Here is a 12864-nt window from a genome sequence, read left to right on the forward strand (position 1 = left end):
GGCGGCGGCGATGGCAGTGGCAATGCAGCGCCAAGCCCGGCGCCGCCACCGCCACTTCAGATCAAGGGCGCGACCTGGTCGCCCACACGCGATGCCGATGGTCGCGTTCTCGCCAGCGACTGGGCCCAGCTGCCGACGATGCGGTGGTTCTTCGTCAGCGACGCCGTCCTGGACCGCGTGATCGAGACCCCACGCTACCCGAAGGCCAAGGCCAGCAGCGGTGATGCCAGCGCGAACATCGTGGCCGCCTGGGGCGGAGCAGCCTGGGACCATCAGAACCAGATCATGTACATCAGCGGCGGCGGCCATGGCGACACCCATGAATGCGAGACCGGCATCTATGCCTTGAATGCGGCACAGATGCAGTTCAGGCGCGTCGTCAATCACGCGCCGCTCGACATGGTGCAAAGCTGGGATTTCAGCCAAGGTGAAATCGTGCCTCGTTCCTCGGGCAACGCGACCAATATGCCGCTGCGCAACGGAGTTCCCGCCGCCATCCACAGCTACGACGGACTGGTGTGGATTCCTCCGGGGCTGCCCGGCGCAGGAGCCAACGCAGGCGGCTTGTTCTGCCCTGGCAACGCGCGAGCCATCGTCAACCTGGACTCGGGCCAGTACTCCATCGCACATTGGATCAAGCCCACACGGGACAGCGCGAACTGGTCCTACTGCACGGCCTTTCTGGACGGCGGCGCCATCTACGGGCCGCACGACAGCTTTGCCCATTTCAGATTTGAACTGGCGGCCAGCGAGGCGACCGATTGGAGCACCCAGAGCTTGGGGCGCATGAGCTTCAATGCCATCAGCTCCAGCACCGCCTTGCCCTATGCCAACCGGAGCTGGACCTTGTTGCGCGAGCGACGCGAACAGGTCTGCCTGTTTGGCGATGCACGCGGCATCCGCGTGCGCCATGGTCAGGCTCTGGACGCGCAAGCCAGCAACTGGACCACCTACCATGAGCCGTTGAGTCTGAGCTCCAGCGACGGTTCACACCTGGACTTCAACCCCAGCACACTCGCAGACGACGGAGCTCTGGCCAATGCCGGCATGCACTACGACCACAGCCGAGCCTGCATCTGGGTGCAAAGCAATGCGAAGGACGGCGGCCTCTATCGAATTGACGGTCTCGAAGGCCCGAATTGGCGCGTCAGCCGGCAAGCCGGGCCGGCCGCGCTGCTCGGCCATCAGCACGGCACCTGGGGTCGTTTTCGCATCGCACGCTTGGCCGGCGCTGATGTAGCCATCCGCCTGAGCAGCACCACCGAAGCCCTGCAAGTGTTGCGCCTGAGCTGACAGTCCCAACCGGGCGACGAGGCGCAGCGAGGGGGAAGCCCCCTCGCCTGCGCAAGGCTCAAGTTCAGGCCGCGCTGCGCGGCCCGATGTACTCACGCGCAATCACGACCGAGTTCATTCGGAAGTGCATATCTGCGGCGGCAGCTTCGGTACCGCCGTGGTACCAGTCGAGCCAGAAGCCCTGGACGCCCATCTCAGGGTGGCAGCGCCAACGCAAGTTGGTGCGCTCCCAGGCCAGCACGCCATCCACCCAGACCCGGTATTGGCCGTCGCGGTTGGCGACACCATTGCCCAGTTCGTCGTAAGGACCGCTGATGGTGTTCATGACGATCTCATGTTCGATCGAGAACCAGCGCTCCTTGCTCAAGACCACGCCCGGCCAGTAGCAATCCTCGCCAAAGGCCGAGGCCTGGTCGAGGTGATACATGTAGTTGGCCATGGTGAACAGGCCGTCGTAGGGATTGCCGTCCTTGCTGGCCATGCCGCCGAGGCCGCGCATGGAGCAGCCCTCATAGGTCCAGCCACCGGTGCTTTTGTTTGCAACTTTGCGGCCCGTACCGGGCGAGCCACCGTTGCCGGTGGTGGACTGCCAATAGCCATTGCCTGCCGTGTTCCACCAACCGAAGCGGCCATCCCAACCGGGCATCTTGTTGGCCTGCAAGGTCGAGCCCCAGTCCTTTTCCAGGTAGACCATGTAACGGGCAAACAGCCGGGTCTCGACACCAGTGGGCACGCCCTTGGCGCCGCCGCTGACCACATTGCGCTGCAAGTCACCGCCTTTCAACATGCCTTTGGCGATCACGCCACGAACATAGGTCCCGGTGGCCGGCGACTCTTGCACCTGGCTGAAGCCAGGCGACATGTCTCCGGCCTGCCAACGCGTGCGATCGAGTACGGAGAAATCGCTGGCGAACAAAACCGAGCCATGTTTCTCGATGCCTTGGTCCCCGGGGTACTTCGCAGCAATCCCGGGCTGCGCCGTGCCACTGCCGCCACCGATCCGGAACGTGGGGGGATTCAGCTCAAAGGCGTAAATGCTGCCCGGATACTTGAGTTCCAGGCAATACAACTTGATGGTGGCCTTGCTCACTTGACCGCTCACCCCACTCAAATCAAATTGAAGCGCCGCAAACCAATTGGTTTTGGACACTTCGAATTTGCTGCGGGTGTTCTTGCTGGCGGAAGAAGATGGGCTCCAAGCCGCATTGCAGATACAGGGAAGCACATAAGTGCCGGTATCGGTCACAACTTCGAGCACGGGTTTCAAACTGGCATCGCTGTGGTCTCGCCCTGCGAAATGGAATGACCAGTCCTGGTTGGTGCGCAAATAGAAACCGCGATTCGCGCCCAGCGCCATCCAGCGCTTGACCAAAGCAGCCGCATCGAGCTGAACCCAGCCCACGGCGACACTGGCCGTGGCATAGGGCTCGCTGCCCTGGGCCACTTGTTTGGCATCCAGCCAATCGCCGACACGGAAGTTCAACCAGCCCAGCTTGAGGCGCTCGCTCCAGTAAGTATTGTTGGGGCCGCTGCCACCATCGTATGAAAGGAACTGAGGCAGTTCGCCCGGTGCAGGTGCTGGCACAGGGGCTGGCGTCGGGGCCGGCTTGGGCTCAGGAGCGGGAGCCGGCGCTGGCACGGGCGCAGGTGTCGGGGCGGGCGTCGGCGATGGTGCGGGGCTGGGCGCAGGGATCGGGGCCGGCGCAGGTGCTGGCGCGGGCTTAGGCGCCACATCAGCCTCCCCACCCCCGCCGCCACCGCAAGCACTCAGCGACAAACCGCCCAAGGCAGCCAGAGATGATCGCAGGAACAGGCGACGGTCTTCCGCGCTCCGTTCATCGGCGCTTCGATCTTCGGCCGAACCCATCAGTTCTGAGTCGGCCCTGCTCACGACACCGAGGTCACTCACAATTTCAATCACTGGCTTCAAATCAATGCTTTCCCTTGAGCGTGCAGACGCACATTTTTCCCCAGACGCCCTGATTGAGGTGTTGAGTATCCAAGGGCGCCCACTATAGTCACGCCTTTCGGCCGAAACACAGCCGCGCTCACACTCTTTTTGTCACCAATGGAAACAACTGCCCATTCGCTTCAGCCCATTGTGCTCGGCCAGCCCCGTTTCAAGAACTCCAGCGTTCAGGCCGCACACCAAGCGACCGGTTTGGCCTCGGCATGGTTGCTTGCGCTGAAGCAGGGCCCGGCCACGGCCGCGAAAGAGGCTGAAGGTGACTTCGCTGTGGCATTGCGCACCGAGCAAGGCCAGGTCTTCATGGCCCAGGACCGATTCGCAACCTACAGCCTGTGCTACCGGGTGTTGGACGGCCAGTTGCACTTTGCCGAACGGGCCGATACCCTGGCCGATGAGGCCTGCGAACTCGACCCGCAGGCCCTGTTTGACTATCTGTACTTTCACTGCATTCCCTCGCCCCGCACCATTTACAAAGGCATCTATCGCCTGCCGCCCGGGCACTACGCCTGGTTCGATCAGGGTCGGCTGGAGGTCAAGCCGTTCTGGCAGCCCGAGTTCCACGAAAACAAGTCACTGAGCTTTGAGGCTGGCAAGCAGGAATTCCTGCGTCTGCTGCAGCAATCGGTGCAGCGCCAGTTTGATGGCAGCAAGGCTGCCTGTTTCCTGAGCGGCGGCACCGACAGCTCGACCGTGGCCGGCATGCTGATGCGCGCCAGCCCCTCGGGCGCCGCCAGCTACTCCATCGGCTTTGATGCCGAGGGCTATGACGAGATGGAATACGCCCGCCTCGCGGCGCGCCATTTCGGCACCGAGCATCACGAGTATTACGTCACCCCGGACGATCTCGTGCGCAGCATCCCGGCCATGGCCGCCCATCTGGACCAGCCTTTCGGCAATTCCTCGGTGCTGCCCGCCTTCTACTGCGCCAAGATGGCCAAGGACGACGGTGTGACCCGCCTGCTCGCCGGCGACGGCGGCGACGAGCTGTACGGGGGTAATTCGCGTTATGCCACCCAGCGCCTGTTCGGTTTTTACGAGCAGGTGCCGAGCATCCTGCGATCCGGCCTGATCGAGCCCATCGTGGGCAACAGCGCCTTGAGCCGCATCCCCCTGGTGCGCAAAGCCGGCAGCTATGTGCGCCAGGCCAAGCAGCCCATGCCCGACCGCCTGCGCAACTACAACCTGATCACTCGTGTCGGCCCGGAGCAGGTGCTCAGCCCGGCCCTGCTGGCCCAGCTGGACCTGAACGCACCGCTGGAACACCAGCGCCAGACCTGGCGCGCCACCCCGCAGCCCTGCAGCGAATTGAACCGCGAACTGGCCTACGACTGGCGCTACACCCTCGGAGAAAGCGACCTGCCCAAAGTGCGAGCTGCCACCAGCTTGGCCGGGGTGTCGGTGGGCTTCCCCATGCTCGACCAAGGCTTGCTGGATTTCTCCCTGCAGCTGCCCAGCAACTTCAAGCTGCGTGGCCAGAAGCTACGCTGGTTCTTCAAGGAAGCCCTGCGCGGCTTCCTGCCGGATGAAATCATCACCAAGCGCAAGCAGGGGTTTGGCCTGCCCTTCGGCGTCTGGACGGTCAAGAACCCCGGACTTCAAAAGCTGGCGCGTCGCTCGCTGGACGCCCTGGTCGAGCGTGGTCTGGTGCGCGCCGACTACATCCACACCCTGCTCAACGAGCAGTTGCCGGCCTACCCGGGCTACTACGGTGAGATGGTCTGGATCCTGATGATGCTGGAACAATGGCTGGAGCAGCACAAGCCCAACTACCGCCTCAGTGCGCCCTGAGCTTGCGGGCTTGAGCCGAACTTGAAGAACCCCGCACGCGCCTTGGGCGCCTGGCCACTGCCATGAGAGACATCATCATCACCGCGATCATCCTGGGCCTGTTGCCCATGGTGATCAAGCGTCCCTGGACCGGCACCGTGGTGTGGGTCTGGCTGGCCATGATGATCCCCTACCGCTTGGCCTATGGCTTCGCGCGCGGCTTGCCCTTCGCCATGATTGTGGCGATCTGCACCTTGATCGGTATCGTCGCGATGCGGCCCAAGATGGCCTGGCCCAAGAGCAGCGTCAAAACGGTCTATCTGCTTTTCATCGCCTGGATGTTCGTCACCTCGATCTTTGCGCTGAACAGCTCGGCGCTGGTGATGGAACAGCTGATCACGGTGCTCAAGATCCACTTCATGGTCATGCTGGCGATTGCGCTCATCCACGAGCGCAAACAGCTGGAGGTGCTGGTCTGGACCTTGGTGGGCTCGCTGGCTTTCTACGGGGTCAAAGGCGGAATCTTCACCATCACCAGTGGCGGCAGCGGCCGTGTCTGGGGCCCATCGGGCGGCATCATCGAGGGCAACAACGAGATCGGCGTGGCCCTGGTCATCATCCTGCCACTGCTGTTCTACCTGTACCAAATCACCGAACGCCGCTGGCTGCGCCGCGGCCTGTTGTTCTCCGGCCTGATCAGCATTTTGTGCGTGCTAGGCACCCAGTCACGCGGAGCCTTGCTGGCCATCGTGACCATGGCCTGCATGCTGGGCCTGAAGAGTCGCCGGCCCGTGTTGACCTTGATGGGCATCGGCGTGGTGCTCACCATCGCCATCATTTTCATGCCCGACAGCTGGAACCAGCGCATGAACACCATCCAGGACTTCAAGGCCGACGGCTCCGCCATGTCGCGCCTCTACACCTGGACCACCTTGTGGAATTGCGCCCTCGATCGCCCCTTTGTCGGCGCTGGTTTCCGCACCGACAACCCGCTGGTGTTCCGGCTCTACGGTCCCGCCATGGAAGTGGGAGGTTATGACTTCGCAGGTGGGCAGGTGCTGGTGGCCCACAGCATCTACTTCCAGGCCCTGGGTGAGCACGGCTTCCCGGGCCTGGCCTTGTTTCTGCTGCTCGGCGTGGTGACTTGGGTTCGTGCCAGTGGCGTGTCTACTGCCGCGTCGAAGATTCCGGAGTTGCAGTCCTGGATGCCTCTGCTGATGCGCATGACCCAGGCCAGCTTGCTCGGGTTTGCCGTCGGCGGGGCTTTCCTGACTCTGGTGCACTTCGACCTGCCCTACTACCTGTGCGCCATTGTCATGATGGCCGACCACATGGTGAAGAAGGCCCTGGCGCAGGCGCCGGAACCCGCAAGCGCCACAAACGCCGGCACCCTGCCCGGCCGTTGAATGCCGGAACGGATTGCCGGCCTGGGCCGCCGCTCAGGGTTGGACGCCGGGTTGCTTCCGCATGGGGCCGATGTAACTGCGCGCAATCACCACGTTGTCGATGAACAGGTGCATGTCCTGCGGCGCAGGTGACACCCCGCCGTGGTAGACATCGAACCAGACCTCCTCGATGGCCAGGCGCTTGGTGTCGCGCAGCCGCACACCGCTGCGCTTCATGACCTGCTGGCCATCGATCCAGGCCTCAACAATCCCATCCGACTTGCCCGGTTGGTTGAGCTTCACACGCTGCTCGATGCAATACCAGCGCTCGTTGCGCACCAGGCCGGTTGGGCCCAGTGACCAGTCCCAGGGATCACCCGTCTCGTCCTTCATATCGGCGTGATAGGCATAGAAGTTCAAGGCATTGAGCTCAGCCACGGAACGGTCGCCTACCGGGCGCTTGGCGAAGCCACCACGCAGCGACCAGCCATTGCTGCCGTCGGCCTTGCGCCGACCCCAGCCCGCCTTGCCGTAGGTGCCCGCGATGCCGGGCAGCTTGCCGCCATCGAGCACCGGCTGCCAGTCGCGGCCCAGGCGCAGGTAGTAGCGGAAATAGACGTCCTCCGGCTCCGCCTGCCCACGTGTGCTGAACTTGTAGCGCAGATCCAGGCCCAGGTTCTCACCCTTGGCGATACGCACCTTGAGGGCCCGGCCCGACAGGGCTTGAAACCCAGGGGCGGAGTCTTGCGGCCCGATCACGCCGCCGTCACCTCGCAGCACCCAGCCGCCAAACTGGCGCAGCCAGTCCGAAACTTCGAAGTCAGCGCTGAACAAGACTTCGGGGTGGGAGGCGATGCCTTGGTCGCCCGGGTACTTGGCCGCCAGCCCTTCCTGCACCTGCGCGGGCCGGGCATAGCTGGGATAGAGCGCAAAGCTGCCGATGTCGATGAAGGCACTGCCGTATTGCTGGTCTGAGGTCAGCATGAGCACGGCTTTCTTGACCTTGGCCGCCTCGGGAATGTCAAAGCGCAGCAGCACATGCCGGCCGCCGCCCAACTTGAGCTCCGAGCGCTGGCCCAGGCTGCTCAGGCTGCTGCAATCGGTGAAGGTGTCGGCCGCCGGGTTCAGTCGCAAACGGCTGCCGTCGTCCAACTCCAGCTTGAGCATGGGGCGAGCCGCACGGTCGGGTGACTCCTTGCTGTGGAAGTCGACGATGTCACCGGCCCCGGCCGCACCCAGGGCGCGCAGCAGGACCACGCGGGGCAGGCTTGGCGTCGCCTGCCAGCGCTGCACCAGGCTGCTGAGGTCCATCTCCACAAAAGGCCGGCCCATGCCGCGCTGCAGCTTGATCTGCGAGAAGGCGCGGTCGCCCTGGGGCTTGCCCTGGGCATCGAGCCAGTCGCCGCCCGGGTGCTGCCAACGGATCTCGCCCATGCCGGTGAGAAAGGCGCAGCTTGGGCCCGCCTCGCCATCACCGATCACCAAGCCAGGCCCGGCGTTGGCGGGCAACTGCGCCACGGCCTGATTCGGCCAAACCAAAGTCTGCAGCAGCAAGGCTGCACACAAACCCGGGCGCGCCCATAGGCGCCAGAACGATGCACCGTCAAAAGGCGCAAGAGCGCAAAGCGCCGCGTTGGAAAGCAGGCTGCGGCGCAAGGCAATCATGTGGGCCTCAGTGGCGGATCAGGTTTTCGACGATGCGGCTGCGGTAGCGGAAACGGCTCGTATCCCAGGGCGTGAAACGGGGCAACTCGAACATCGAGTCGCCCTGGCGCGCCGCGCCCCAAACCGTGCTGACCGCAGCCAGGAAGCCCAGATCCTTGACCTGAGCCACGCTGTCGGCGTTGTAGTCCTGGCCCGGCTTGCCATTGGGATAGGCAAACAGGCGCACCGGCTCACGCAGCACCGCTTCGAGATAGTCCTTGCTGTCGCCAATCTCGCGCCGCATACCGGCCGCATCGAGCGTGGCCAGGATGGGGTGGTTGACCGTGTGCGCGCCGATCTGCATGCCGGCGGCATGCAGCTGGCGGATGCCGGCATCGCCCATCATCAAGGCCTGATCGTGGGCACCGCCGCACAGGGTCTCGATCGCGGCGACGCACTGCACACGCTCATCCGGCACGCGGTACTTGATCACGCCGAGCAGCGCATCAATGGCCTGACGTCGGCTGCTGGCATCGCCGATCTGAAAGCGGGAACGCTCATCGCCGGTGACCGTACTCAGGTCCAAGGCGCCCGCCGGCGCATGCCGGATCGCCTCGATGATGCGGTCGTTCCACATGCGCCCCTGTCCGAGAAAGCCGGTGGCGATGAAGAAGGTGGCCGGCATGCGGAACTCTTGCAAGATGGGCAGGGCCACCGAGACATTGTCCTCATAACCATCGTCAAACGTCAGCACGCAGGCTCGCGCCGGCAGGCTGCCACGGGCCAGGCGTTCGGCCGCTTCGTCCAGCGGCATGACATGGGCCCAGTCCTTCAGCCAACCCAGGATCTCGCGAAAACGCGCAGCGTCCACCTCGCCCGGGAAGATGTCGTCCGCCTGCGGCAGCACGCGGTGCAAGGTCAGGATGGTCAATCGCCCGCGGGCGCCGGCGGGCGAGAGCAGGCTGTAAGCCAGTTTCGTGAGCATGTCAGTGTGGTTCCAATGGCCTGGGGCTTTGTGGTCGGCCCGGGCTCAAGATGCAAAAGCCTTGACGCGGCTGATCACGTAGCGGAATTTTCCGGAAGCTTCGGCCGGGATGTCGTCCACCAGCAGCACCTCGATGCGCACGGCCGCACCCAGCCGGCGCCGGAAATCATCCTCGATGCGCTGCACGCCAGCCGGATCAAATTCAGCGTTACGCACCACCTGCACCTGGGTGTGATCCAGGCTCAGCTGTTCGATGCGGAACTTCTCGACACCGGGCAGATCGCGCACCGTGTAGATCAAGGCCAGGCCGTGCATGATGGTGCCGTTCTGCGCCACCACGAAATCGGTGCTGCGGCCATGCACCTCCTTCAACACCGGCAGGCCGCGGCCGCAGCTGCAAGGCTGGCTACCCAGCACGCCCATATCACCGGTGCGATAGCGGATGAAGGGGAAATCGCGCGTGGCCATATGCGTGACGACAATCTCGCCGATCTCGCCCTCGGCCACCGGCTGGCCCTGAGGATCCAGGGTCTCGACAATCATGTCCTCGGCGCTGATGTGCAAGCTGCCGGCCGGGCATTGGTGGGAGATGAAACCGGCGTCGCGCGCGCCATAGCCATTGGCCACCGGGCAAGCGAAGGCCTCAGAGATCAAGCGACGCTGCTCTTCGTAGAGCCGCTCCGAGGTGACAAAGGCCACGCGGATGCCGAGGTCGCGCATGCTCACGCCGCGCTTCATGGCATGGGCTGCGATCAGGGACAGGCTGGACGGGTAGCCAAACAGCATGGCCGGTCGGATGCGGCGGATGTCGGCGACAAAAGCGTCCAGCTTGGCCTCGCTCATCTCGAAAGCGGGCAGCAGATGGCTGCGCATCAGCCCGTCGCGCAGGCGGCGCACACGGTCCTGCGCGCCCAGCTCGATCGGGCTGCCCCAGACCACGATCTCGGGGTCGCCGATGTCCACATTCCACCAGCGCGTGGCGCGCCATTTGGCCGCCACATCATGGCTCTTGCGAGCCTTGCCCATGTAAAAGATCAGGGGCTCGCCCGAGGACCCACCGGTGTTGTAGCGGCTCAGCACGCCGTGGTCTTCGGCCTTGAGCGCGTCCTGATGGGCTCGGATCAAGGGCTTGTCCAGGCGGGGCAGCTTCTGCAGATCGGTCACGCTCTGCAGGGCTGCCAGCTCGAAGCCCAACTCTTTGAACAGTTGGCGGTAGTAAGGCACGTGGCGCCCCACATCACCCAGGAATTCGCGCAGACGGGCGAGTTGCAGGGCCTGCAGCTCTGCTGGCGACAGCCACTGGCTGCGCTCCAGCAGGCGCAAGCGCGCCACGCTGTCATGCCTCTTCAGCCTCTCATGCAAAGGGAAGAGCAGATGGGAACAAAGATCGGTGTAGAGGTTCACGGTTCTCTCGGCTCAGGCAGAGGCGGAAGGAAACGGCGCCACAGCGGCTTGCCGGGCCAGGCCCGCACGGTCATAGGCCGCCAGCCAGAGCGGCTTGACTGCTGACCAGGCGTAGCGCTGCGCCTCGGCGTGGGCCGCCAGGCTGAAACGCCGGGCCAGATCCAGGTCCTGCAGCAGCCGCAGCGCCGCTGCGGCCATGGCCTCGGCATCGCCGATGGGCACCAGCAGGCCGGTGCGGCCCGACTCCAGCAAATCGGGTATGCCACCAGCATCGGTGCTCACCACCGGCACCCCGCTGGCGAAGGCCTCCAAGATGGAGATGGGCATGTTGTCCACGGTGCTGGCATTGAGGGCCAGGTCGGCGCGCTGGTAGAGCGTGGGCATGTCGGCATTGTTGACACGCCCGGCAAACTCGACCGCAGCGGCGATCTGCAGCTGTTCGCACAGCTGCTGCAGAGCGGCGCGCTCCGGCCCCTCCCCGGCCACGATCAGCCGCGCCGCCGGGAACTGCTCACGCACGCGAGCAAAGGCGCGAATCGCGGTGGCGTTGTCGTAAATCGGCTCCAGGTTGCGCGCCACCAGCAGCACCGGTGCGCTCGCAGCCACCGCAGGCGTCTTGGCCTTGAAGCGAGAGAGGTCGATGATGTTGGGAATGATCTCGGCGCTCAGGCCATGCTTGGCAAACACACGTTGCAAAAAGGCCGAGGGCGTGACGCGCAAATCAGCGCGTGACAGCAGGCGCCGCACATGGGCCGGCCCCTGGCTGAGGAACTCATCAGCCAGGCCACCCCGGTAGTTGATGATCAAGGGTACGCCACGGCCCAGCGCCAGGCGCGCGACCGGCAGCACGAACAAATGCCAGGCCCAGCCCGAGTTGGCCATGATGTGGACCACGCGTGCACCGCGAATCTCACGACGAGCCGCCAGCACATAGGCCAACAAACGAACAACCGCGCGGAGCACGGGCACACGGCCCGTCCAGGCCGGCCGGTACGGTGGGTTGTTGCGCAGCAGGCGAACCTGCACACCCTCGGCCTTGAGCAGGCGCAGGAGCTGTTCGCACTGGTTGGCCATGCCGCCGGCGGGCGGCGGCAGGGGCCCAACCAGCAGCACATGGCCGTGTTCGCGTGACCAAGCCTGCAAGGCCGGACGCAGGCGGCGCAAGCGCAAGGCGCTGAGGAGAAGCAGGACCAAGCCCGCCACCAGGCTCAGGCCCAGCAAAGGCAAGGCCGTCTTCAGACGGCGCAGGTGCGCATGCGCCGCCTGGCTCTCGGCCATGGGCCAGATCGCCATGCCGGGATAAACGCCCGTAGCGATGGCAGCGAACTGCTCCAGGCTGCGCGAGAGTGCGCCGGTGATGCGCACGGCCGGCTCGCGGTCGTAGCTCTCGAGGTTGTCGCCCAGCCACTGGAACCATTGGGTCTCGCCGCGGTGGTAGTACTCCCAGGCCTTGGCCTCGTCGACATAGCCTGGGCGGGCCTTGGGCGCGATGGGCAGCATGCGCAGCTCGGCATCACGGGCCAGCAAGGCGGCGCGCACCTCATGCGCCGACAGCGGCCCCTGGCCCCGGCTGAAATAGACGTTATTGAACACATCCAGCAGCTGCCAGTGAGCCAAGGGCTCGTTCCAGATCTCCACCCAGATGTGGCCGTGACCGCCAAAGCCGTCAAAGGCAAAACCCCAGCTGCGCGTAGGGATCTTTGCGGCATGGGCCAGGGCCATGAAGCTGCGCACGAAATCGCCGCAATAGCCTTCGCCGTCCTGAACGATGCGCTGGTAGGTGCGTTGCAGATCGCTTTGGATCGGGCCACCGGTGAGCACCGGCGCCGAGCTCAACAAATGGGAGGCAATCGCCAGCGAGCGCTCCCAGGGCCCGGGCAATTCGGCCAGGCCGAGCTTGCGCACCTGCTCCACAAACACCGCCGAGGCCGGCGCCTGCTCACGTTTGAAGCTGGGCGGCGGCGCACTCGCCGGCCAGTCGATGGCCGGATTGACCGACTCATCCAGCACCAGAGCATTGCGCAGGCGCACCCGGTCGGTGCTGCCCAGCACCTGCGGCAGCAGGATGAGCAGCGGCAGCAAGACCAGCAGCCAGCCGAGGCGCTGGCCCCAGCGCCAACGGCCTTCACTCAACCAGGGCGAGGCACCCGATATCACCAGCACAGCCCCTGCACCCGGGCCTTGAAGTCCGCCTTGTTGGGCAGGTTCACCAGGTCCAGCAGGTCCTGGTCGGCGCGCGCCAGCCCGGCCACCTGGGCCGCGATCTCCGCGCCCGACAGGCCCATCACCAGCACCTCGCTGCCCTGCACCACCTCGGCCAGATCGCCCTTGAGCATCTCGCCGATGTGCGGCAGGTGCTTCTGAACAAAGCTGCGGTTCGCGCCCAGCAGACTGGCCAGATGCACCTCGGGGTCATA

General features: G+C 64.8%; 8 protein-coding genes and 1 pseudogene. 3 read left to right on the top strand and 6 right to left on the bottom strand.

Translation table 11 applies throughout. The features are described 5' to 3' along the window. The coding region (locus AC1Q6P_RS12985; protein WP_492703206.1) for a hypothetical protein at positions 1-1293 on the top strand (1293 nt) is incomplete at its 5' end. A 64-nt stretch (positions 1294-1357) separates the two neighbouring features. On the opposite strand, the gene AC1Q6P_RS12990 is transcribed toward AC1Q6P_RS12985, so the two are convergent. Further along, positions 1358-2878 (bottom strand): hypothetical protein, encoded by a 1521-nt coding sequence (locus AC1Q6P_RS12990; protein ID WP_492664182.1) that lies wholly within the window; start codon positions 2876-2878, stop codon positions 1358-1360. Positions 2879-3361: 483 nt separating this feature from the next. Here AC1Q6P_RS12990 and AC1Q6P_RS12995 point away from each other — a divergent pair, with 483 nt between their 5' ends. Both AC1Q6P_RS12995 and AC1Q6P_RS13000 read left to right on the top strand, forming a co-directional pair. Then, complete coding sequence (locus AC1Q6P_RS12995) at positions 3362-5050, top strand: asparagine synthetase B family protein (RefSeq protein WP_492664183.1); 1689 nt, start codon at positions 3362-3364, stop codon at positions 5048-5050. Between the two features lie 62 nt (positions 5051-5112). Next, positions 5113-6435: a putative O-glycosylation ligase, exosortase A system-associated gene (locus tag AC1Q6P_RS13000; protein WP_492664184.1), complete on the top strand. Its 1323-nt coding sequence runs from the start codon at positions 5113-5115 to the stop codon at positions 6433-6435. A 33-nt stretch (positions 6436-6468) separates the two neighbouring features. Here AC1Q6P_RS13000 and AC1Q6P_RS13005 read toward each other — a convergent pair whose 3' ends face one another. The 5 genes and pseudogenes from AC1Q6P_RS13005 to AC1Q6P_RS13025 form a co-directional block, all read right to left on the bottom strand. Further along, a complete protein-coding gene (locus tag AC1Q6P_RS13005) occupies positions 6469-7932 on the bottom strand; it encodes a polysaccharide lyase (RefSeq protein ID WP_492664185.1) in 1464 nt (487 codons plus the stop codon). Between the two features lie 154 nt (positions 7933-8086). Next, entirely contained in the window at positions 8087-9043 is a 957-nt protein-coding gene (locus AC1Q6P_RS13010) for a polysaccharide deacetylase family protein (RefSeq protein ID WP_492664186.1), read from the bottom strand. 45 nt (positions 9044-9088) lie between these two features. After that, the gene (locus AC1Q6P_RS13015; RefSeq protein ID WP_492703208.1) at positions 9089-10375 is read right to left on the bottom strand and encodes a phenylacetate--CoA ligase family protein; all 1287 of its coding nucleotides are present in this window, start codon (positions 10373-10375) and stop codon (positions 9089-9091) included. An 84-nt stretch (positions 10376-10459) separates the two neighbouring features. After that, entirely contained in the window at positions 10460-12580 is a 2121-nt protein-coding gene (locus tag AC1Q6P_RS13020; protein ID WP_492664188.1) for a glycosyltransferase, read from the bottom strand. 20 nt (positions 12581-12600) lie between these two features. Then, positions 12601-12864: pseudogene (locus AC1Q6P_RS13025) on the bottom strand (GDP-mannose dehydrogenase); the annotation flags it as partial.

It is taken from the genome of Roseateles sp. GW835-FHT13E02 (assembly GCF_058794035.1).